Origin of the sequence: Calothrix sp. NIES-2098 (genome assembly GCF_963875125.1) — a bacterium.
GTDB lineage: Bacteria > Cyanobacteriota > Cyanobacteriia > Cyanobacteriales > Nostocaceae > Aulosira.
Genome location: NZ_CAWNKJ010000001.1, coordinates 1189160 through 1212230, shown reverse-complemented (window position 1 = coordinate 1212230; position 23071 = coordinate 1189160). Strand labels below are relative to the sequence as shown.

Annotated in this window: 21 protein-coding genes and 2 tRNA genes; 9 read left to right on the top strand and 14 right to left on the bottom strand. The window is 40.3% G+C overall.

Annotated features, from left to right (window positions below):
• Positions 1-81: 81 nt before the first annotated feature.
• From AACU33_RS05110 to nifH, 4 genes are all read right to left on the bottom strand, one after another.
• Positions 82-2046 carry a sensor histidine kinase gene (locus AACU33_RS05110; protein WP_096587344.1) on the bottom strand — a complete coding sequence of 655 codons (1965 nt, stop codon included), beginning with the start codon at positions 2044-2046 and terminating at the stop codon, positions 82-84.
• Positions 2047-2724: 678 nt separating this feature from the next.
• Positions 2725-2799 (bottom strand) — tRNA-Met (locus tag AACU33_RS05105).
• Between the two features lie 2 nt (positions 2800-2801).
• Positions 2802-2871: transfer RNA gene (locus AACU33_RS05100), tRNA-Arg, on the bottom strand.
• Between the two features lie 342 nt (positions 2872-3213).
• Positions 3214-4107 (bottom strand): nitrogenase iron protein, encoded by an 894-nt coding sequence (gene nifH / locus AACU33_RS05095; protein ID WP_096587343.1) that lies wholly within the window; start codon positions 4105-4107, stop codon positions 3214-3216.
• 1541 nt (positions 4108-5648) lie between these two features.
• Here nifH and AACU33_RS05090 point away from each other — a divergent pair.
• From AACU33_RS05090 to AACU33_RS05080, 3 genes are all read left to right on the top strand, one after another.
• Complete coding sequence (locus AACU33_RS05090; protein ID WP_096587342.1) at positions 5649-5948, top strand: RNA recognition motif domain-containing protein; 300 nt, start codon at positions 5649-5651, stop codon at positions 5946-5948.
• A 122-nt stretch (positions 5949-6070) separates the two neighbouring features.
• Entirely contained in the window at positions 6071-6259 is a 189-nt protein-coding gene (gene rpsU, locus AACU33_RS05085) for a 30S ribosomal protein S21 (RefSeq protein WP_096587341.1), read from the top strand.
• A 196-nt stretch (positions 6260-6455) separates the two neighbouring features.
• Positions 6456-6872: a hypothetical protein gene (locus tag AACU33_RS05080; protein ID WP_096587340.1), complete on the top strand. Its 417-nt coding sequence runs from the start codon at positions 6456-6458 to the stop codon at positions 6870-6872.
• Between the two features lie 29 nt (positions 6873-6901).
• Here the strand turns inward: AACU33_RS05080 and AACU33_RS05075 are convergent, their stop codons facing one another.
• From AACU33_RS05075 to AACU33_RS05050, 6 genes are all read right to left on the bottom strand, one after another.
• Positions 6902-7411, bottom strand: a complete 510-nt coding sequence (locus AACU33_RS05075; protein ID WP_096587339.1) for a hypothetical protein — start codon at positions 7409-7411, stop codon at positions 6902-6904.
• 117 nt (positions 7412-7528) lie between these two features.
• A complete protein-coding gene (gene trxA, locus AACU33_RS05070) occupies positions 7529-7861 on the bottom strand; it encodes a thioredoxin (protein WP_096587338.1) in 333 nt (110 codons plus the stop codon).
• Positions 7862-8104: 243 nt separating this feature from the next.
• The gene (locus AACU33_RS05065; protein WP_096587337.1) at positions 8105-8410 is read right to left on the bottom strand and encodes an RNA recognition motif domain-containing protein; all 306 of its coding nucleotides are present in this window, start codon (positions 8408-8410) and stop codon (positions 8105-8107) included.
• A gap of 528 nt (positions 8411-8938) precedes the next feature.
• The gene (locus AACU33_RS05060) at positions 8939-9193 is read right to left on the bottom strand and encodes an RNA recognition motif domain-containing protein (RefSeq protein ID WP_096587335.1); all 255 of its coding nucleotides are present in this window, start codon (positions 9191-9193) and stop codon (positions 8939-8941) included.
• Positions 9194-9512: 319 nt separating this feature from the next.
• A complete protein-coding gene (locus AACU33_RS05055) occupies positions 9513-9710 on the bottom strand; it encodes a hypothetical protein (protein WP_096587334.1) in 198 nt (65 codons plus the stop codon).
• A gap of 453 nt (positions 9711-10163) precedes the next feature.
• Positions 10164-11060, bottom strand: a complete 897-nt coding sequence (locus tag AACU33_RS05050; protein ID WP_096587333.1) for a phosphotransferase enzyme family protein — start codon at positions 11058-11060, stop codon at positions 10164-10166.
• A 225-nt stretch (positions 11061-11285) separates the two neighbouring features.
• Here AACU33_RS05050 and psbA point away from each other — a divergent pair, with 225 nt between their 5' ends.
• The 4 genes from psbA to AACU33_RS05030 all read left to right on the top strand — a co-directional run bounded on the left by psbA (position 11286) and on the right by AACU33_RS05030 (position 17540).
• Complete coding sequence (gene psbA / locus AACU33_RS05045; RefSeq protein ID WP_096587332.1) at positions 11286-12368, top strand: photosystem II q(b) protein; 1083 nt, start codon at positions 11286-11288, stop codon at positions 12366-12368.
• Between the two features lie 281 nt (positions 12369-12649).
• A complete protein-coding gene (locus tag AACU33_RS05040; protein WP_096587331.1) occupies positions 12650-14482 on the top strand; it encodes an aspartate kinase in 1833 nt (610 codons plus the stop codon).
• Between the two features lie 238 nt (positions 14483-14720).
• Positions 14721-15323: a TetR/AcrR family transcriptional regulator gene (locus AACU33_RS05035; RefSeq protein WP_096587330.1), complete on the top strand. Its 603-nt coding sequence runs from the start codon at positions 14721-14723 to the stop codon at positions 15321-15323.
• A gap of 213 nt (positions 15324-15536) precedes the next feature.
• A complete protein-coding gene (locus AACU33_RS05030) occupies positions 15537-17540 on the top strand; it encodes a serine/threonine-protein kinase (protein ID WP_096587329.1) in 2004 nt (667 codons plus the stop codon).
• 10 nt (positions 17541-17550) lie between these two features.
• On the opposite strand, the gene AACU33_RS05025 is transcribed toward AACU33_RS05030, so the two are convergent.
• Entirely contained in the window at positions 17551-18195 is a 645-nt protein-coding gene (locus tag AACU33_RS05025) for a response regulator (RefSeq protein WP_339375774.1), read from the bottom strand.
• 226 nt (positions 18196-18421) lie between these two features.
• On the opposite strand from AACU33_RS05025, the gene AACU33_RS05020 reads away from it, so the two are divergent.
• Positions 18422-18868, top strand: coding sequence for a hypothetical protein (locus tag AACU33_RS05020; protein WP_096587327.1), 447 nt, complete (start codon positions 18422-18424; stop codon positions 18866-18868).
• 7 nt (positions 18869-18875) lie between these two features.
• Here the strand turns inward: AACU33_RS05020 and AACU33_RS05015 are convergent, their stop codons facing one another.
• On the bottom strand, positions 18876-20084 hold the full coding sequence (locus AACU33_RS05015; RefSeq protein WP_096587326.1) for a NupC/NupG family nucleoside CNT transporter: 1209 nt from the start codon (positions 20082-20084) through the stop codon (positions 18876-18878).
• Between the two features lie 113 nt (positions 20085-20197).
• On the opposite strand from AACU33_RS05015, the gene AACU33_RS05010 reads away from it, so the two are divergent.
• On the top strand, positions 20198-20473 hold the full coding sequence (locus AACU33_RS05010; protein ID WP_096587325.1) for a peptidase: 276 nt from the start codon (positions 20198-20200) through the stop codon (positions 20471-20473).
• A 414-nt stretch (positions 20474-20887) separates the two neighbouring features.
• Here the strand turns inward: AACU33_RS05010 and AACU33_RS05005 are convergent, their stop codons facing one another.
• Positions 20888-21901 (bottom strand): SDR family oxidoreductase, encoded by a 1014-nt coding sequence (locus AACU33_RS05005; protein ID WP_096587324.1) that lies wholly within the window; start codon positions 21899-21901, stop codon positions 20888-20890.
• Between the two features lie 153 nt (positions 21902-22054).
• The gene (locus AACU33_RS05000; protein ID WP_096587323.1) at positions 22055-22762 is read right to left on the bottom strand and encodes an ROK family protein; all 708 of its coding nucleotides are present in this window, start codon (positions 22760-22762) and stop codon (positions 22055-22057) included.
• Positions 22763-23071 lie beyond the last annotated feature (309 nt).

The window sequence follows — 23071 nt, the reverse complement described above, 5'->3', positions numbered from 1 at the left end:
GAGAGTTCACGTTCAAAGTATACGCTCAATCCAAAGCTTGGCGTATCCGTTGGGCATACAGAACCCGTAAATTATAAATTATTAGGCAGCAATCTGCTGTTGCTGGCTTATTGGAATTGACATGAGAAATTCTGTTCCTGCACCAAAAGTAGAATTACACTGCAATTTACCCTGATGTTTTTCAGTAACAATCTGATAACTAATAGATAAACCCAAGCCTGTGCCTTTCCCAACAGGTTTAGTAGTAAAAAAGGGATTAAATAATTGTTTTTGCAAAGTCTCAGGAATTCCCACTCCATTATCAACAATGCGAATAATTATTTGTCGATCGGCAGCCAGTTCAGTTTGAATGCGAATTTTACCTTGACGCTTTATCAATGATTTAGCGTTACTTTCTTCATCTTTAGGTGTGAGAGGATGAAGGGCGAATGTCTCTTCTATGGCATCAATTGCGTTTGTGAGAAGATTTATAAATACCTGATTGAGTTCTCCAGCGTAGCATTCCACTAGTGGTAGTTCGGCATATTCTTTAATAATTTTAATTGCTGGACGCTCTGGTGTATCCTTGAGGCGACTTTCTAAAAATATGAGTGTACTATCAATACCTTCGTGGATATTTACTAACTTCATGTCTGCCTCATCTAAACGTGAGAAGTTTCTGAGAGATAGCACAATTTGTTTAATTCTCTCAGCACCAACTTTGATAGAATTCAGCAACTTCGGCAAGTCTTGCATTAAGAAATTCAATTCAATTGCTTCTGCCTCATCTTCAATTTCTGCTACTGGCTGGGGATAGTGATATTGATAAAGTTGTAGTAATCTGAGCAAATCATCAATATATTCATTGGCGGGAGTAATATTACTATAAATAAAACTGACTGGATTGTTGATTTCGTGTGCTACTCCTGCTACTAACTGACTTAAGCTAGACATTTTTTCAGTTTGAATCAACTGAGCTTGAGTTTGTTGTAATTGCCTTAAAGCTTGCTCCAATTCTTGCGCTTGCTGTTGTAATTTTTCTTGTTGTTGACTAAGCAGCACAACCTGCAATTTAGCTCTTTGAGATAGTTGTATTTGTCGCCAAGCGATAATTGCTGCAACTCCTAGCAGTCCGCCCAATATAGAAGCAAGTAAGTTGAGCGCTTGTAGTTGAGATTCGATGTTTTCACGCGGTATAACCAGAGCTATTGACCAATTCGCTTGTTTGAGATGAACATAAGCAACATATTTGTTGATTCCATCAATGGGAATAAGTTCTATTCCTCGTTCTTGTTTTACCATCCGACTAGCAAGCGCTGCTAAATTAGAGTCTGTTGAATCTAGAAAACTAGGAGCAGGTTTTTCTTCCGTTGACATCAACGCTGGATTGGGATGAATAATTGGTTCTCCCTTAGAGTTAAGTGCAAATGCATAACTACCATTACCGTAGTGCAGTCTGTTGACTACTTGAGTAATTCGATCTACCTTCAAGCTACCGTTCACAACTCCAATGGGACGACTGGTAAGGTCGTAACTTTGACGAATCGGAGCCGCGATCGCTACAGAAGGAATTCCAGTAGTTCGACTAATGAATGGATCTGATATATTGACTTGTCCTGCCATTGCTTTTTGAATAAAATCCCGATCCTTATTATTGGCATTGGTTTTGCCTATCTCAGTGTTGTAATAGGAACCGTTAGGCAGCGATAGTGCGATTTTGTAAAATTCATTAGTTCGCTGAATTTCTGCGTTTAAATATGGTTGAATAACTGCCCAATTTAAAGAACGCGCTACATCTGTATTAGCAATAGTTTGAATTTCAATAGAGCAAATTGCTAACCATTGATCGATTTCATCCGTTCCTTGACGAACCTGAAGCAATGCTTTGTCTTGAAGTTGTTCAATAATTAGCTTTTTGGCTACCAAGTAGCTAGTAATGCCAACCACACCTATTGCTAAGGTAGAACCAATCAAAATTAGTGGTGTTCTTAGATTAGGCAGTTTATTTTGCGGCGCAGATTTGTCTTGCCTAACTTTGAACAAATTACGCAATAGTTGATAGGGCATGATAGACTTTACTGTGAAATTTTAGGTATACTTATTACCTATAGTTCCCATCCCATCAACTTTCAGAACATAATTCTCATTAACTGCGATCGCGCGTTGGTAATTGCAGGATTTGTTGGCGAATCTTGAAGAAGCGGGCTTTGCTTGAGTTTAACTTGATGTTGATTTTTCCAATCTATTGAAACATCCTAATTAAAATATTTATCAACTTGCGATCGCTAAGTCCATTTTAAAACTCTGCAAATGCAGGTGTTGGCAGTTCAGTTGCGGACAAATACATCTCCAGAACTGGATTAAGATTGCTAATTCTTCCCCAATTACCCCAGTTAGGGCAATTTAAAGAAAGAAAATAACACTCAGATATGCCGTTCGCTTTGCCATTTCCAGAAAACCGGATATGTCAAAGGAAGGGACATACTCAAGTTAGGGAGCCATGCATTTGCGCTAGCTTCTTTACTGTTACTACTGAAATCGCATTGCGATCGCAGTAGTAAGCACCTACATCACAGAGTTTTGATGAAAGTTAAATTGGCTACTGTGACAGAGTAGTGTCTTTTGACCCGGACAGGGTTTGTGGTGACAGAAAGTGGATTTGAACCACTGACATTTGGATTCTCAGTCCAACGAGCTACCAGGCTGCTCTATTCTGCGAATTTGCCTTTTTCCCTAGACAAATGTTGGTCGAAAGTACAGGAATCGAACCTGTAACCAATCGATTATGAGTCGATCGCTCTACCAATGAGCTAACTTCCGGGAGTTTGATGTAGGACTCGAACCTACGTCCAACCGATCGCTTCGGCTGCTCTTCCACTGAGCTAATCAAACGATGGAGTAGTGATGCATTGCTCGGCGGTATACGCTCAATCCAGCGGTTGGCGCACCAGTCGGGTATACTGAACCCAAACCATAGCTTGGCTTATGTATTACTATTCCACTACTTAATGTAACATATGCATATGTCAGGCGGTAGTGGATAATTACTTATTTCCCAGATTTAGCCAACAACCATCAATGATTATGGCTGATGATACGTAGAAGTTTTAATCAGCTGTTATTGCGGAAATTAGAATATGTTAATTGCTACCCATCAATAGGTAGCAAACTCTGGTGTTCTACACCTGACACAAATTAAGGAAGGGTGAGAAGTAACCCACCCTATCACATTATTTACTTTGTAGTGCTTTGGGCAGGCTGACCAATCATTTTCGCCGCATTTTCTTCGCTTTCGAGAATACCGAATTCAATCAATAACTCTTCTAGTTCTTCCATTTCAATTGGTGTAGGAATTTGAAGATTTTGGTTGTTGATAATCTTGTTAGCTAATATGCGGTATTCGTTAGATTGGTTGCTATCTGGTGCGTACTCATTAACAGTCATCCGGCGCAACTCAGCGTGTTGAACAATATTGTCGCGAGGTACGTAGTGAATCATTTGGGTGTTCAAGCGTTTTGCCAGAGTTTCGATCAATTCGATTTCTCTGTCAACGTTCCGGCTATTACAAATCAAACCACCCAAACGTACACCACCAGTGTGTGCATATTTCAAAATACCGCGAGCGATGTTGTTAGCAGCATACATCGCCATCATTTCGCCAGAGGTAACGATGTAAATTTCTTGTGCTTTGTTTTCACGGATAGGCATAGCAAAACCACCGCAAACAACGTCACCTAATACGTCGTAAGATACAAAGTCAACATCTTGGTAAGCGCCGTTTTCTTCTAAGAAGTTAATGGCGGTGATGATACCGCGACCAGCACAACCTACACCTGGTTCTGGGCCACCAGACTCTACGCACTTAACACCGCGGAAGCCAGTCAGCATGACTTCTTCTAATTCTAAATCTTCTACTGCACCACGTTCAGCAGCCAAGTGCAAAACGGTGGTTTGAGCTTTACTGTGCAACATTAAACGAGTCGAGTCAGCTTTAGGATCGCAACCAACAATTAGGATGCGTTGACCCATTTCTGCCATAGCTGCCAGAGTATTTTGAGAGGTAGTAGACTTACCAATACCACCTTTACCGTAGAAAGCTATTTGTCTGATTTTGCTATCGATAGACATGGTTTGTGTTTCCTAGAATTAATTGGTCGATGGAAGTGAAGGTTTACCTGAAACTTAACTCTTGATAGTGTTGGTACATGGAGTTTGCCAACAAACACACCTGGCAGAAACAGTAAAAGGTTGCATAGACGAGGATTTGATTTGTGTTTGCTGAAATATTGCAAAGATGACTCTCCCAAGCTTTCCATTGGATAGGTTTGCTGGGATTTGATATTAGGAGAAATATCTGTCTGCTGTTGCTAACTGAAGCTTGAAAAACTTTGGTATAAGCATTGTAGGTTGTTGTAACTAAATCCCCATCGGTTGCTCAAGCCTTTAGAGTTTTTACAGTAGCAATTTCAACCTGTACAGGATTTTTGTCCTGCGCCCAACCAACCAAAATTGCAATTTACTCTTAATGGTTACTACAACTTTCCTATGTTGCTTACGCCATAGTTAACCCAAACTTTGATATTTGGAAATACCGCGCGATCGCTTTTTAGGATTTCTGCCAGTTATTTCTCAACAACACTTCATCCTATCGCTCTTAATGCAGCGAAATCAGCCCTTAATTACAAGATAAATCTCTGCATTTACAACCTTTAACACTATGGTTTAGGCAGTATATTAGTGAATTTTGACAACCTAGTTAAATTCCTTAATTTTGCGGAACAGTATCTACTCTGCTGAAAGTTTTCATTTCCACAGTAAGCAGTCGCCAGAACATAGAGAGAGCAATGAAAAAGAGTTAATATTGCTTCTACCAAGTTCAGTAACCGTTCTAATTTATTTCGGATTGCCAGGATGTACTAAGAGTCTTTCTCCTTAGACTCTAAGAGTAATTACTTCTGGTGGTTTAACTAACTAGTATAGCCAAACATTACTTGGCTATTACCTAAGCAAGTTATGATTGACTTCAAGCTCTTACTGAGGTGTTTATCTTACCGATCTGGCTTTTGTTTATCGTTACTAAAAAGTATAACGATATTGAAGCGGACTTACCAGAGCAAAAGGACTTTATCGAGTTTACCTCAATATTGTCTTGAAGTCTTTTTGCATTCATACTTTTGATTCCTGTTTTTAGATTAGCACAGATTTATTAATTTATTTTCCCCAGTCAAATTATTTTTTGATTTGTCATAATATTATTTTTCAATTTTAGAATTATTGCTTACATCTAACTTATTTATTTTTTATTAAGATTGTTTCAATAAATAAGGTAGGAATTAAGGCAATTTTTATGAGTGAAATGCTTTAACATCGCCCTCATCCAACAAGAAAGCCTCACAAATACTTTATGCGTACATAAGCGATATAGCGAAGTTTCACTATATTTCGTCTAAAATTAAGGGATGAATACAAAAATATCCTTGTACAATCTGCCACTCAGACCTTAGAAAGATATTCTGTAGAGTGACTGAATATCGTGTTAAGGTTGAAGATGAGAATAAAAATCGGACACAAATTTTGTTTTTATTATTAACAGGCTTTTACTCTTTGTTATTGACAGGCTTGTTTCCGAAATTTAAATCTCCACACAATTTTAATTTTGGAAACAATTTATGTCGCTTTACGTAGGCAACCTCTCATATGAAGTTACACAAGAGACTCTAAATACTGTTTTTGCAAAATATGGTTCTGTAAAGCAGGTTTCACTACCCACTGACCGTGAAACAGGCCGGGTGCGTGGCTTTGCTTTTGTAGAAATGGGTACAGATTCAGAAGAAAATGCTGCCATTGAAGCTCTTGATGGTGCTGAGTGGATGGGACGTAATTTGAAAGTGAACAAAGCTAGGCCTAGAGAAGATAGAGGCTCATTTGGCGGGAACCGAAATAACTCTGGCTTTCGGAACCGCTACTAAACTTTGAACTTCAGAAATTTAAACTCTAACGTCTTCAGGGCAGAGAATGAGTCTGTCCTTTTTTTCTCAAATTTACTAGATGGCTTCACACTAAGCAATACTACTTATAGTAAGGACATAGAATGACTCAAATAATAGTAGACGATCGTGAAGGAATTGAATCAGCCTTGCGTCGTTTTAAGCGAAAAGTTTCCCAGGCTGGTATTTTTCCAGATATGAAGAAAAATCGTCATTTTGAAACGCCAGAGCAAAAACGTAAGCGTAAAGAAGTTGCAAGACACAGACAAAGTAAAAGACGTTTCCGCAAATAAGTCTAAGCTGTTGCAGCATCTCTTTATCCTGATAACTACTCCAGAATTAGATGAGAAATTGCAACTTTAAGATGATAATACTCACAAATCCCCTACACCAGCAATGTGGGGGTATAAGGTTATAGTTGGAGCGCTTAACCAAAAAATCCTACAAATTCAACATTATTTTGAGTTAATCATGTGATGTCATATATTTATGGAATCTAAAAAATACAAAATTGAATATAAGTTTCATTCCATTCACATTGAAGAGGAATTACTAAGCAGAAAGGCTTATTACTATAAAATTTTTGGTGAGTTATGTCATAATGGCGGGTTTGTCAATTCAATTGCTGAGGCAGAACAAGAAGCAAAAGCGAAGATTGACGAAAAATTTAATCTCATAGACAAGAAATCTGCATTACACAGATATTGTGTGATGCGTGATTTTGAAAGCTTTGTTGAATTGTTAACTCAAAACCAAGAAATCTCGAAAGAGGTAGCCTATCAAGTAGCTTCTCAACTAGCTTTAGCTTCAACTTTAAAGTATTTTACAAAAGAAGCACTAAGTGTTGATACAAATGGCTCAGTAGATGTTAATAGAGATGTCAGCACAGAAAACTTGCAGCAATAATCAGTTTTGTTTGTTTTTGAGAAAATTAACTAAAATACTGGCTGCATGATTTTTGTAAGTAGGCAAGCTTCAAGAGTCCATACGTTATTATATAATCCGCTTGCTGGTACTTTTAATTCAAATGGATGGGGTGGCGACTGTAATAGCGAGGGAGAAACGCGATCGCGTGCTTCAACTAAGCTAACTATCCAAGGAAGAAAATCTAAAATTTCTCTTGGCAATACAGTTAACTCGAAGTTCCATCTCACATTAAGTTCTTGGGATTTTTGCAACTTTTTTCCCATCATAAATTGAAGAGCGCTTTTGTTAATAGCTAACCGCAGAATGAATGGGCGCAATGGGTTAAATTCGTCGGGTGCTGTATAAGCGTATATATTTACATAATTCAGTTTTTGTCTATTATCTATCCAAGATGCAATAGGAGAATTACTACTATAGCATGTACTACTTATGCTCACTGGCGTCTTCATTGCAGCAGCGAACAGAGAGTAAAATTCACGCCTGAGTTCGCTAACAATGTGTTTGGCTTCTGGGTTCATGGTTACTACACCTAGTATTGTGTAGATATGTGTGTGGAAGAGAATTTTCAGGTGTAATGAAATTATGCTTAATAACTCCCAAAAGAATGGGAGAATTAGGAATCTTTTAAAAACAAGCTAAAGAAGCTTAGAAACAGCACTGCTGAATTGCTCGTAAGGAGAAACTCCGACGATAGTTTCTACTAACTCAGCATCTTTGAAAATTAAAACTGCTGGAATACTGCGAAGACCAAATTTTTTGAACATCGGTTTGTTGTTATCCACATCTACCTTAACAACTTTGGCACGATTTTTGTATTCTTGAGCAAGTTGATCCATTAATGGAGCAATCAGGCGACAAGGGCCACACCAAGTAGCAGTAAAGTCAACTACAACAACTTTTTCTTCACTTAAAAGAGTCTCAAATTCACTTTCTTGAATATATGAAACTAGCTCGGTATTTGTAGACATTTTTGAATTCCTCAGTATTAAACTAAAATTCCCAAAAAAAGGATTTTTGGAGACATTATAACCACCGAATATTTAATATTTTACCTACAAATCAATCCAAAAAGTTACCTTAATCAAAGGTGTAAAATTATTGGAGTCAAAATTTTTTAGCAAAAAGGCTCAAGCAGAAATGCCTGAGCCGCTAATATATTAAGTGAATTAATTGATCTAACGGGTTAGGTCAATTACCTAAATTGGTGGAGCTTAGTAACGGTTACGTCCACCGTAATTGCTACGATTACCACCACCAAATGAACCACCTCTATCTTCCTTGGGTTTAGCCTTATTTACTTTAAGGTCTCGTCCCATCCACTCTGCACCATCAAGAGCTTCAATAGCAGCAGTTTCTTCAGCATCCGTACCCATTTCTACAAAACCAAAGCCGCGCATACGACCTGTTTCCCGATCGGTAGGTAGTTGAACCCGCTTAACAGAACCGTATTCTGCAAACACTGCATTTAGACTATCTTCTGTAACTTCGTAAGAAAGATTGCCTATATAAACTGACATAGATTGTCTCCGAAATTGTAAATGTGTAGAGATTTAGATTTCGGAGAAAAGTTTGTAAATACCAAAAACAAAAAGCCTGTCAATACTAAAAACAAAAGCTGTTAACCGAATTAATTCTCATCTTCTATTATGGCATAGAAATCAACTTTCAGGTGAATAATAGGAAAAATAATATATATTTAGCTTACTAATTCAACTAAAGCGTCCCCTTGGAACCTGACTACGCATGAGACTAAGCAGCCCCGATAATGCTCAGTTGTGAATACTGAGAGCGTGACATTAGTCTGACCTAGATCTAAAATTTGTTTCACCTTACAAATTTGCCGTTTATTTTTGCAGTATGCAACGATGCGATCGCCTGCTTTGACATCCAACGCTTTAATTTTCAATTTCTCCTCACTGCTAGATTTATTGATCTCAACTATCTTAATCTATTAGGATCGGGTTCTCACCTTCTTTTTTTAGGCATCTCTTTTGGGTTGTATGTAACCACAACGATCATTCAAATGCTTCAGTATAAGCTATACACTAAGCCACGTCTACTATGGTCTTAGCTCTATTAACTTTCAGACTATAACCCATCCATTCAGTACCTCTTAATCCATTAATTGCGGCTACTTCTTCGGTATCGTTTTCCATTTCTACAACTGCAAATCCCCGTTTTTCACCTGATTTTTGCTTTGTAGATACTAAAATTTTCCTAACAGCCCCATACATTAAGAAGACTTGTCTGATATCCTCATCTTCAATTTCATGGGATAGATTACCAATATAAACTGACATAATAGAATATCTCCGAATTAATAAAATGTAGAGATTTAGATTTGGAGAGGCGTCTATATAGTCAGTCACTTGACCAAAAATATTTCTCAATAATTTAATAATAACATAATTTTTAAATTTCAGCCTTACTTAAATATGTGTAAGTTTCAAGCAGTTTGTGTTTCCAGCTTCAACCTCGATCAAAAGTACAAAAAAGTCTAATCCACACAAATAATTAAGACATATTTGTGCCAAAAATCAACAACTAATATTCATTAAACCTAGAGAAATTTAAAATTTCTCTAATTGTTGTGCAAAAATATATTTTTGAATTTGAAATTTAACTAGAAACAGCAGCAATTTGTAGTTGAACCCACAACTCTTGTTTCCACTTCATGGTTAAAATTTGTGGGTCTTTAATTCCCAAAGCTTTTAAGCAATTAGTTATGTCCTTTTTGCTTAATGAGTTTGGTTCTAGCTCTGACGCAACAAAGCGAGCAAAGTTAGGTGAGATAAATGTAGGTATTTGTAAATTCATTTAATCCTCCCGAATCAAATACAGTGTAGAGATTTAGATCCGGAGAGGTGTCACGGGCTTATTCACATAGCCGAAAATATTTCTCGTTACTCTCAACATAACATTTGAACACACAATGAGATTTGTGAAAGTCTACAGGTCGTTATCGGCACAAGTACATATCTTGGTAAGCTTTGCTGTTAACTGATTGTGGCTTCTGATTCAACCCAAAAAAGTTAATTCTTATATCGGGCAGCTTCACCCTTATCCCTAAAACGTAATACAAATTTAACGCATGATTAGGATTTGATTCATATTACAAATACTACCAAAAATTTTCTTCTTGATATATCTTTGTATTTCTTTATATATTTCCTTGATATTTGTCATTGATTTTGGTTGCCAGACAATCAAAGAATCCTAGGAAGCCTTTAATTTATATTCATTCTAATTTCGGTGCAGATATATTGTTAATTAGTTTGCATAACGTTCGCGAAACCATTGCAAACGCGCCTCAAACCGTTGCAAACTGTCAGGATGTTGCTGTCCAATAATATAGTTCCAGAGAACTGTTTGAAATGTACGTGCTTCAATAAATAAATCTAAGACTTCATCATCAATCTTCACACCATAACCATTGAGTGTTGCATTGGCTTGCTCTACATCTTTGCCAAAGACGCGAGATGAAGCAACAAAACAAGCAATGTCCCAAACGATAGGAGCAATAAATGTATCTTCCCAGTCAGCCCATAATACCCCGCGTGTCGTATTCAATACATTTGATGGGTTTGAGTCGCCATGAATTGGCTGCATGGGTAACTCTAACTGCTGAAACTTAGTTGTTAATCGTTCGTTCACTTGTTGCAGCATATCTGCGTCGACGGGGCTGAATACTCCCTTGCTGCGGAGTTGGGAAAAAATCTCCTGAGACTCCGACAATGCATCAAGGACAGGAAGTTCGCCAGCGAAATCTACCAGTGCTTCGTGACATTCACGCAAAGCTTTTCCGGCAATGGTTGGGTCTACTGGCTCGTCTAATTCTTGCACAAATTCCCAAAAGCTTAATACCAAACCGTTATGGTGATAGGGTCCAGGTAAAACTAGTGTACTAGGCGGGATAACAGGTGCGCCTGCTGCTGCTAGATGATTTGCAACTGCAATTTCTCGTTTTAACCAAGCATCGCCTTTGCGGACTGTTCCGGTTGTCGTCGCTACCCGCGCAACCACTGGAGTTGGATGCAGATGTACGAGTAAATTGCTATGGTCTGCAAGAACAATTGCTCGATCGAATTTAATTGATTGCTGTTTAGCAACCTCACATACGGTACGCACCGCAGTTTGCACGCGAAATTCATTACTCGTTTCAGTCATTGCCCACCAGGATCTAGCAAGTGCGATCGCTACATTGTAAATACAAATGAGCGCTCGAAAATCGCAGTACTACTGTCTAGCTTAAAAATAAGTAAAACTCATCACAAGTATTAATTTTACTAAAGTAATATTACTTGATAAACTTTTGTAAAGCATTGTAAAGTAATTTTACAGGCGACACACAACGTTGTCTGATTCATAAATCACAAACGCATTCATAAAACAATGACAGCAACCTTACAACAGCGCTCCAGCGCCAACGTATGGGATCGCTTCTGCGAATGGATCACCAGCACCAGCAACCGTCTCTACATCGGTTGGTTCGGCGTCCTGATGATCCCAACCCTACTAGCCGCAACCACCTGCTTCGTAATTGCCTTCATCGCTGCACCACCAGTAGACATTGATGGTATCCGCGAACCAGTAGCAGGTTCACTACTTTACGGAAACAACATCATCTCTGGTGCAGTTGTTCCTTCCTCCAACGCTATCGGTTTACACTTCTACCCGATTTGGGAAGCAGCTTCTCTGGATGAGTGGTTGTACAACGGCGGCCCTTACCAGTTGGTAATTTTCCACTTCTTACTCGGCGTATTCTGCTACCTGGGTCGTGAGTGGGAACTGTCTTACCGCTTGGGTATGCGTCCTTGGATCTGCCTAGCATTCTCTGCACCAGTAGCAGCAGCAACCGCAGTATTCTTGATTTACCCCATCGGTCAAGGTTCATTCTCCGATGGTATGCCCTTGGGAATCTCTGGAACCTTCAACTTCATGATTGTGTTCCAAGCAGAGCACAACATCCTGATGCACCCCTTCCACATGTTAGGTGTAGCTGGTGTCTTCGGCGGTTCTCTGTTCAGTGCAATGCACGGTTCTCTAGTAACCTCCTCTTTGGTTCGTGAAACCACCGAGAACGAATCTCAAAACTACGGTTACAAGTTCGGTCAAGAGGAAGAAACCTACAACATCGTAGCGGCTCACGGTTACTTCGGTCGCTTGATCTTCCAATACGCTTCTTTTAACAACAGCCGTTCGCTACACTTCTTCTTGGCTGCATGGCCTGTAGTCGGTATCTGGTTTACCGCGCTGGGTGTAAGCACAATGGCGTTCAACTTGAACGGTTTCAACTTCAACCAGTCTGTAATTGATTCTACTGGTCGTGTTGTGAACACCTGGGCTGACATCATCAACCGCGCTAACCTGGGTATGGAAGTTATGCACGAGCGTAACGCTCACAACTTCCCTCTCGATTTGGCTGCTGGCGAGCAAGCTCCTGTAGCTCTGACTGCTCCTGCTATCAACGGCTAATCTTTTGAGCAATAAGTCATAGCTTTTCTGTGAATCGAAAGCGCTCTCCCAAGTGGGAGGGCGCTTTTTCATGTTTCCCAAAATTTGACCATATCCTTGACGGGATTTAGTCTGTTTAATGCAAACCAAATTTAAAGAAAATTGTTATTAATCGATAACATATATCACAGGGTCTATCAGACTGAGCGCGATATTCTGTAAACTAAATAACTGACAATGCATGGCAAGCTTCCCAAATTGGCGGCGTTGAAGAAAGCAGCAAAATTGATTGAAGAAAATTTATGTCGCTCATAGTTCAGAAATACGGTGGTACCTCTGTTGGTTCAGTCGAACGGATTCAAGCAGTTGCCCAACGAGTTTATAAGACTGTTCAAGCTGGAAATTCGCTTGTAGTTGTGGTTTCCGCGATGGGTAAAACCACTGATGGACTTGTCAAGCTAGCTAATGCTATCTCTACAAATCCTAGCCGCCGCGAAATGGATATGCTGCTTTCTACTGGCGAACAGGTAACTATTGCCTTATTGAGTATGGCATTACAGGAAATTGGACAGCCAGCAATTTCGATGACTGGCGCTCAAGTAGGAATTGTTACCGAAGCCGAACATACCCGCGCACGGATTTTGCACATTGAAACCGAACGCATGGAGCGTCAACTGCGTCAAGGTAAAGTGGTTGTCGTAGCTGGATTTCAAGGCATATCCAGCATGGAAGAATTAGAAATCACGACTTTAGGGCGTGGCGGTTCTGATACATCAGCGGTGGCATTGGCAGCGGCATTAAGAGCAAATTTTTGTGAAATTTATACAGATGTACCAGGGATTTTGACTACAGATCCGCGTTTAGTACCCGAAGCTCAACTGATGGCAGAAATCACCAGTGATGAGATGTTAGAACTAGCAAGCTTGGGTGCAAAAGTGCTACATCCCCGTGCGGTAGAAATTGCTCGGAACTATGGCGTACCGCTAGTAGTTAGGTCTAGCTGGACTGATGACCCCGGTACTTGGGTGACATCACCTAAACCTCAAGGGCGATCGCTCGTCAATTTGGAAATTGCTAAGGCAGTAGATGGTGTAGAGTTTGATACAGACCAAGCAAGGGTAGCTCTGTTGCGCGTACCCGATAAACCAGGGGTTGCAGCCCGGTTATTTGGAGAAATCGCTCGCCAAAATGTAGACGTGGATTTAATTATCCAATCAATTCACGAAGGTAATAGTAACGACATCGCTTTTACAGTGACAACACCAATATTAAAGCGGGCAGAAGCAGTAGCAGAAGCGATCGCTCCCGCATTAAGAAGCCATCACGCCAAAGACGACGAAGCTGAGGTGATGATCGAGCAAAATATTGCCAAAGTCAGCATCTCCGGAGCAGGAATGATTGGGCGTCCCGGCGTTGCAGCCCAGATGTTTGCGACTTTGTCCGAAGCAGGCGTCAACATCCACATGATTTCTACAAGCGAAGTCAAAGTCAGCTGTGTAGTTGCGGCTGAAGAATGCGATCGCGCTGTTGCTGCACTCCGCGCAACTTTTGAAATTGAAGCCAAGGATGAGGAAGCAAGGAAACAAGGAAGAAATATTGAAGAAACTTCTCCCTTGTCCCCAACTTCCCCCCCCGTCCGTGGCGTGGCCTTGGATATGAATCAAGTGCGTCTGGCGATTCGCCAAGTACCAGATCGTCCGGGGATGGCGGCGAAACTATTTGGATTATTGGCAGAACACAATATCAGCGTGGATATGATTATTCAATCCCAACGCTGTCGGGTGGTTGATGGAATTCCGCGCAGAGATATTGCCTTTACTGTCGCCCGCATTGATGGGGAAAATGCTCAAAAGATGCTTACTCAAGCAGCTACAGAATTAGGCTGGGGTGAAGTAGTGCTCGATCGCGCGATCGCCAAAGTCAGTATCGTGGGTTCTGGTATGGTAGGACACCCAGGTGTGGCTGCGAAAATGTTTGAAGCCCTAGCTCACAACCAAATCAATATTCAAATGATTGCTACCTCAGAAATCAAAATTAGCTGTGTTGTCGCCCAAGACGAAGGTAGTAAGGCTTTGCAAGTAATTCATGCTGCTTTTGGTTTGGCTGGTAGCGAAAAATTTGTTGTACCCGCGTAGATGCTTTGCATTAAGAAACAATTGAGCAGTTAGGAGTAGAACAGGCTGGACTTTGGGAGTCTGTCGCAGCAAAGGTTTGTTAAATTTTCGTTGACTAACTATTCAGCCATAAAGTAGACTACTTTTGTTGATTGACCATCCTCTCAAAGAAATCCTAGGGCTGTCTGATAATGATTATGGGCGTTTCCCCGTTCCCTTTTAACTATCTCATGATTGATTGTTTTCACGAGTAACGAGAATGCCACGAACTCCAGCAGAAAATGAACGGATTCGTCGCGCTACTCGCGAACAGATCCTCAAAACCACAAGGGAGCTATTCTTCACCAAAGGCTATCACGCCACGTCAATTGACGATGTTGCTAAAGAAGCTCAAATATCGAAGGGGTTGCTGTATCACTACTTCAAAGGGAAAGAGGAGCTTTTAGCAGCTTTGGTCGATTCTCGCATTGAAGATTTGTTATTTGTCATGAATGCGGCGGTAGCCAAGGAAACTCCGATGGAGCAAATTCGCCACATCATTGAAGGTGCGCTGGAAGATGTGCTGCGACAGCCAGAAGCTTTCCGTTTTGAACTCAACCTACTCACCCAACCAAAACACGATCCGGTTGCGGCGAAATACAGCCAAAAGCTAATGGATGAGCGAGCAAAGCAGTTCCAGTTTCAAACTGAGATGTTCAAAAATCTGGGAGTTCCAAACCCACGACAGCGATCGCTCTATTTTTCATCCACGCTTCAAGGTATCACGCTGATGTTTGCGACCTATCCAGAAAGTTTTCCTTTAGAGGAAATTAAAGCTCAGATGATTGTGGAGTTTTGTGGGGAGTCTGCGGCTCCAAACTGAGCAAGTTTAACAGGGGGTATGATTGAATGCGGACACTCTGTTGTTTTGTGAGTTTGGCCACTTAAGTATTTAGGCTTGAATTTTTGAGGAATACCCTGTATTAATCGATTAACACTAGGGTATTTGAGGTTTTTATCTATACAAATAATTTTTGCTCAGTAATAATACGCAAGCTATAATCAAATAATTCCGGATAAAACTATATTTATTTACATGCATAGTCACCTTCTGGATACACGTTATCGAATCTTGGCAATCTTGAATGCTGACGAATTGGCACAAACCTATTTGGTTGAAGATACTAATCTTCCTGACAGCCAATTTGTCTTAAAACAACTGCATCCTGCTAATAAAAATCCTCAAGATTTGAATATACTAGGTCGTTTGTTTACAGGTGAGGCAGAAACCTTAGAAAAACTAGGTCAGGAAGACGATCGCATCCAGAAGCTAGTTAGTTATTTTCAAGAAAATGAAGAATTTTATTTAGTTCAAGAATTCATTCCTGGTAGTTCTTTAGCTGAAGAAATTTTACTAGGAACGCCAACAGAAGAAGAGCAAGTCATTGATATTTTATCAGATTTATTAGAAATTTTAGTATTTGTACATAGTCACGAGGTAATTCATCAGGATATTAAACCTACAAATATTATTCGCCGCGAGTCAGACAACAAGTTAGTTTTGGTTGACTTTGGTTCTATTAAAGAAATTGTTACTACTATTGTTGGCAATCTCGAATATATACCTGTAGAGCAATTGCATGGTGACACGCAATATAACAGCGATATCTATGCTTTAGGGATAGTAGCGATCGCAGCACTCATCGGTTTAACAGCAAATGAAGTAGCTGTATTACCAAGCCAAAAAAATATACTGACAGGTGAAATTGTTTGGCGTTCCAAAAATCCCCAAGTTAATCGGGAATTAGCAAAAATTATCGATAAAATGGTGCGCTTTGATTACCGTAAGCGTTATCAGTCTGCTACTGAGGTTTTAAATGACCTGAAGCAACTCAAGAATCTTGGTGACGAGCAGCATAAGTATGAAAATAAAAAACCTTGGTTAATTTTGGCAGGAATAGCTAGTTGTATTACTGTTGGCGTAGCAGCCTGGTTTTTCCTCATCCCAAAACCTGCGAGCGACCCCAAAGTTTTATATCTACAAGGCGTAGAAAAGTATGAAGTAGAAAAGTATCAAGAAGCCGTAAGAGATTTCACGCAAGTTATTGAAATTAATCCTAAAAATGCTCTCGCTTATAATCGGCGTGCTGATGCTTTTTATCGATTAGGGGATTATCAAAAAGCTCAATTAGACTCAAGCAAAGCTATTGAGTTAAATCCTCAAGATGCCAATGCTTACTACGATCGCGGCTTTTCTAATTATGAATTAGGAAAATATCAAGAAGCGATCGCAGACTATACCAGAGCAATTAAACTCAATGCCAAAAATCCATATAGTTACTATGGGCGAGGTTTGGCGCGTGCAAAACTTAAAGATTATCAAGGCGCAATGGCAGATTTTAATCGAGCGATCGCCCTCAAATCCAAGTATACTGAAGCCTACTTGCAACGAGGTATTCTCTACCGTCGTTTGCACAATAAGCAAGCAGCAATTCGAGATTTTGATACAGCCCTAGAAATAAATTCTCATGATGCTCAAGCTTACTACCAAAGAGGTTTAACTCAATTTACCTATAACCAAAATCAAGCAGCAATTCAGGATTATAGCAGGGCGATTGATTTAGATCCTAAATATATCGAAGCGTATCTCAATCGAGGAGATGCTTATAGTGACATGGGTAAAAATCTAGAAGCTACTGAAGATTATAATCTGGTTTTACAGCTTAATCCCAAATTAGCTATAGCTTACATTCATAGAGGTATGCATCGCTTTTCTGTAGGTGATTATCAAGGAGCAATAGCAGATTATACAGAAGCAATTAAGCTAGAGCCAAAAAATGCGGTGGCTTATAATAACCGAGGTAATGCTCACTTGGAACGGGGAAATAAAAAAGCCGCAATTGCAGATTACTCTCAGGCGATCGCAGTTAATTCTAGCTATGCTTTAGCTTACTACAACCGAGGTTTGATCCGAGCAAAACAAGGTGAGAAAAAAGAAGCGATCGCAGATTTTCAAGCCGCAGCTAAACTATTTCAAAAGAAAGGTCAAAAAAATAGTTATCAAGATGCACAAAGGGAAATTAAAACTCTGCAAAAGTAGTAAGTATTCTTTAATAAGAAGACTGTACTTGATGCCAAAGCTGTTGAGTTTTTTGACTAGCTAGCTGAACTTTCTCTACAATCTGTCGTGCTTCCTCCATAGCCTGTTGAGCTTGCTCCTGAAGATATTGGGTCTTTTTCCTGGCTTGTTGGACTTGTTCAGCAAGCTGCTGAGATTCTATTCTTAATAGCAGGCTTTGTTCAACAAACTTAGACTGTTCCTGTTTAACAATTCGTTGTGCATTACTTTTTTGTACAAGTTTTGCGATAGTTGCAATTAGCCCATCGGGGTGAAACGGTTTACTAATAACTTCCTCAAACCCAGCATCAATAGCTTTAATACGATATTCTGGATATACATAACCTGTAAGGGCGATGGCAGGAAGAAACCCTCCTTGTTTTGCTTCTTGGTTTCTAATCCAGTTAATCAGAGAATAACCATCCTTACCAGGCATACTGATATCGCTAATGAGAACATCTGGTTTCCAATCTTGAATGATTTCAATAGCTTCATCCACAGTTCTTGCTGTTTGGACTTGTACTTGATACTCCTTAAGAATAAAAGTAACTAAACTCCGAGCATCGTCATTGTCATCAACAACAAGTAACCGCAATCCATCAATAGATAGCAATGTTCTTTGGGGCTTTCGCTTCAAAGATACTATATTTTTGCGAGATGAGTTAGCAATTTTAATTTTCAAAACTGGTTACATATTATACTATTTATGAATAGAAATTAGCAGTGTTAGCACATGGTGTCTAGCAGCTGCTAATAAACATTTTTATAGCATTTATCTTTAGTAATCGAGTTACACCTTTCTCAAGCTGTGCGATCGCAACTCGCTAGAATATAACCGAAAAAGTTAGTATTGGATCGAATACGTGCGCAAATATCAGTTAATTTTTATACTTTTATCACTGACATTATTTGGCATCCTTGGCTGTTATTATTTCAACAAGCGATCGCACATTACAAGATGCAGCCCATCCCAATTTATCAGCGCCCAAGATAAACAATATTTGTCTGCAAAGAAAATAGTAATTCAGCCTTGGCGCGGTCAACATCATGTCTATGCTATATTTTCCGTTGCCAATGAATATAAAACTGACAAATTCATCCAGGTTACAATACCAAATCACGGTGCCATATGCGGAATTGTCTATCATATCGATAACTCCTATCATGGCGGTGCTTATGCTCAACCTGGACATTATCTACTCAAAGCTTATTTAAATACCAGAGTTGCGCTTTGGCTAATTATTCAAGGTAAAGGAAATCAATTAGAACAAGCCGAGAACTGGAAATTGGGTTATATCAAAAAAGAGTAAAGGTGAGTCAGACCAGCATTCCAGCAATACAAGCAGTGATAAAGCCAGCTAGTAAGCCGCCAATCATCGATTTTACACCCATACGAGCTAAATCGTGTTGGCGATCGGGTGCCATACCAGCAATACCACCAATCGTAATTCCAATTGAGCCAATATTCGCAAAATTACATAATGCATAAGTTGCAATAATTACTGCTCTTTGAGAAATTTTCCCGCTAGCAATTAATGCTTTTAAATCTAGGAAAGCGATAAACTCATTAAGAATTGTCTTTGTACCTAATAGCGCCCCTACTTGGCGACAATCAGCCCAAGGTACGCCCATCAGCCAGGCGATAGGAGCCATAATAAAAGACAAAATCCACTGTAATGACAACTGCGGTAAATTCACCAATCCCCCCAACCACCCCAACAAAGCATTGAAAGCAGCCAGTAACCCCAAAAAGGCAATAATCATTACCCCGACGTTAACTGCTAACTTCACACCATCAATTGCCCCTGCCGTAGTAGCATCGATCGCGTTAACGTAATTTGTTTCTATATCAAGCTTGGCAGAACCAGCAGTCTTAGATACTTCCGTTTCTGGATAAAGTAATTTTGATACCACTAAAGAAGTGGGAGCAGTCATAAAGAAAGCGGCTATAAGATGCTCTGCTGGGATACCAAATGATAAATAAGCCCCTAATACTCCTCCCGCAATTGTGGCAAAACCACCTGTCATCACAGCATGAAGTTCGGATTGAGTCATAGTTGCTACATAGGGTTTAACCATTAGCGCTGACTCAGTTGGCCCTAAAAATATGTTACCTGCACAAGATAAAGACTCAGAACCTGATGTTTTCATCGTCTTCATCATCACCCAAGCCATGCCACTCACAACTCGCTGCAAAATGCCGTAGTAATACAAGACACTAATAAATGCCGAGAAAAAGATAATTGTGGGTAACACTTGAAAAGCAAATAAATGGTCTTTGAAATTTTCGCCAAAGACAAATTTAGCACCAACATCAGAGAAGGCTAAAAAATTACTCACCACATCTCCTAGAGCCTTAAATGCAACCAAACCTCCAGGAGTTTTGAGAATCAGCAGTGCAAATGTAAATTCTAAACCTAAGCCCCAGGCCACAGTTCGCCAACGCACAGCACTGCGATTAACCGAGAGAGCATAGGATATACCTATGAAAACTAAGATTCCTAGGGCGGAAATGGCGCGTTCCATGTTGACTCCGAAAAATGCACTGCTCAGAAACTTGGTCACAAAGCATACATAAAAATATGCCCTCTATGACAAATGAGTTTGATAACCTAAAGTTACTTAACTAGAAAATACTTATGAACCGAGCGTTTCGCAAATATCATCGCCAAATTGCCATCATCTTATGTCTGCCCTTGTTTTTGTCTGTGCTAACAGGTATGAGTTTTACCATTGCCCATGAATGGTTGCACCAAGACGAATTAGGCGAATTTCTGCTGCATATTCATACGCTAGAAATCTTCCATTTAGAAAAAATTTACCCACTTTTAAATGGTTTGGGATTAATTGGCTTGTTGATTACTGGTTTGAGTATGACAGGTTTATTTCGTAAACGCTCAGATTCACATAGCTAAGGGCAAGCAGGGAGGGTGGGGAGTGTGGGAAGTGTGGGGAGAAATAATTAATTGACTTTTGACTTTGGACTCTTGACAAATGACTATTGACCCGCGAAGCGCATTCAAAAAAAGACCCCCGGTAGTTAGCCGAGGGATTCTGCAAGTCGGTATTGTCGCACAAAGACATTCGCGAACTTCAAGATACCAACTTGAGAATTGAAATACCTGCCAAAATGCCAAATCGATATACCTACAGGAGTCCAATTAAAAAGTGTTAAGTATCGAGTGCTGAGTGAACAGACCGAATTGTAGAGGCACAATATTGTTCATGGGTGTGCCCCTACAAACGTATCTGTATCATGATTAACGTGAAATGATATGACTACCAAACTATCAAAATTAATGCGATAGATCGCTCATTGGAGATTTTACTTAGATATCATTCCTACCCCATACACCCAAAAGTGCGGCAATGCCCAAGGCAGCAAATGCTAATGCACCCCATTTCAAGGGCGGATTTTTATCCAAATTATCTAAGAAACTTGGTATGGATAAGTTTCTAAAGTCACCTTCAACTTTGTCATAGCCCTCAATTGGCGCAAAAACATTGTTGGGCGCATCTTCTGATTTTGGTTCATTCGTGCGCTGTCCTTGAAAAGCGATCGCTAATAACAAAGAATCAGCTAAGGGTGGTGAAATACGTTGCACGAAATCTAATATCTTGCCCGCATCCCCAACCACAAAATCGCGGGTGGGATGTTCAGCCGCATAGAGAATGGCATCTGCAACCAAACTAGGTTGATAATATGGCGGTACTCCTGTAGGCTTTACCCCCAATTTAGAGCCAACTTTATTGTAGAAAGGTGTGTTGATTGTCGCAGGTAGGATTGAGGTAACGCTAATCGGCCATTTCTCGTGTTGTAACTCAACACGCAAAGCATCGAGGAATCCTTCCAAACCATGCTTGGCAGCAGAGTAAGGGCTTTGTAAAGGCAGACTGCGCCTACCTTCCATTGAAGAAATATGAATTAACGCCCCCCGCCCCTCTTGTTTGAGATAAGGTAGTGCTGCCATTGCCCCATATACCTGTCCCATCAAGGTGACATCAACAACTCTGGCAAACTCCTCTGGTGTAATTTTCTCGAAAGGACTAATTACACCTGTAGCCGCAGCGTGAACCCAGGTATCGATTCTGCCGTATTCTGCTACAGTTTTATCTGCGATCGCCTTTACTTGCTGAAAATCACTCACATCTGCAACTACATAAGTTGCAGTACCGCCCAAATTGTGAATCTCATCTACCAAAGACTGAAGCCCTGGTTCGCTACGTGCAGAAACTACAACCTTCGCACCACGTTCGGCAAACTTTACTGCTGCGTCACGCCCGATCCCACTGGAAGCCCCGACGATAGCTACCACTTGCTGATTAATTGGTTTTAATTGCATAGTTAATCATACTTAATCTTCCCTTTCAATCAATAGGTTTGATTTATGCTGGCTGCATCCCTCAGTAGGCTTACGCCAGTGGGGGGTGTGGGGAGGAGTGTGGGGAGTGTGGGGAGTGTGGGAGGACAAGGGAGAATAATTTTGGACAAATGACTAACTTCGCCACAAAGCAATTCCACCCAATAAACCAGTGATGTTAGGGATGAGTTTGACATTTAAGGGTAGCTGAAGGTTGACGCGAACAGCTTCACCACCGCCAATGTATAGGCAATCATAATTGAATAGATGTTGCAAAGATGCGATCGCCTTTTCTAAACGCCTATTCCATTTTTTCTCACCAATTTTTTCTAAAGCTACTCGTCCCAGCTGTTCTTCGTAAGTCTCACCTTTACGAAACTGATGATGACCCATTTCCATATTCGGCACCAGCTTACCATCGATGAATAAAGCCGAACCAAATCCCGTACCCAAAGTAATAACTAATTCCAAACCTTTACCAGATATAGCCCCAAGCCCCTGCATATCTGCATCATTAATTACCCGTACAGGCTTGTTTAATTGCTTTGCTAAAGCTGTTTGTAAATCAAAACCGATCCATTCCTTGTCTAAGTTGACTGCTGTTTCTGTCACTCCATAGCGCACTACACCAGGAAAGCCTACCGACACGCGATGAAATTCACCTTGAGAAGCAGCTAAGACTACAATCGCATTGATCACCGTCTCTGGTTTAGCAGGTTGGGGTGTATCTAAACGCGCTCTTTCGGTTAAAGGATGTCCGGTGATATCCAATACCATAACTTTGACACCGCTACCACCAATATCAACCGAGAGAGTGCGAATTGAGCCATTATCTTCAACCATTGGTTTTTCTCCTCGCCAATGTGCGCTACATCGTTATTATGCTCTGCCAGATCTACTTCAGGTGCAGATGTTTTGAGAGTCTTCACAAGTTCAAAAATTCTGGGTGAGGAGTGACCAGAAGAGGCACGGGAGCAGGGAGCAGGGGGTAGGGTCTTCTTCCTTGACCTACTAGAGCTACTTTAAATTGCTGAGGAGACAAAGTTTTTATAGTGCAGCATGAAAGTTAAAAACTGATTCACGGAGCAAAAAGCCTGGTTAACGGAGTTCAAAGCCTGGTTAACGGAGTTCAAAGCCTGGTTAACGGAGTTC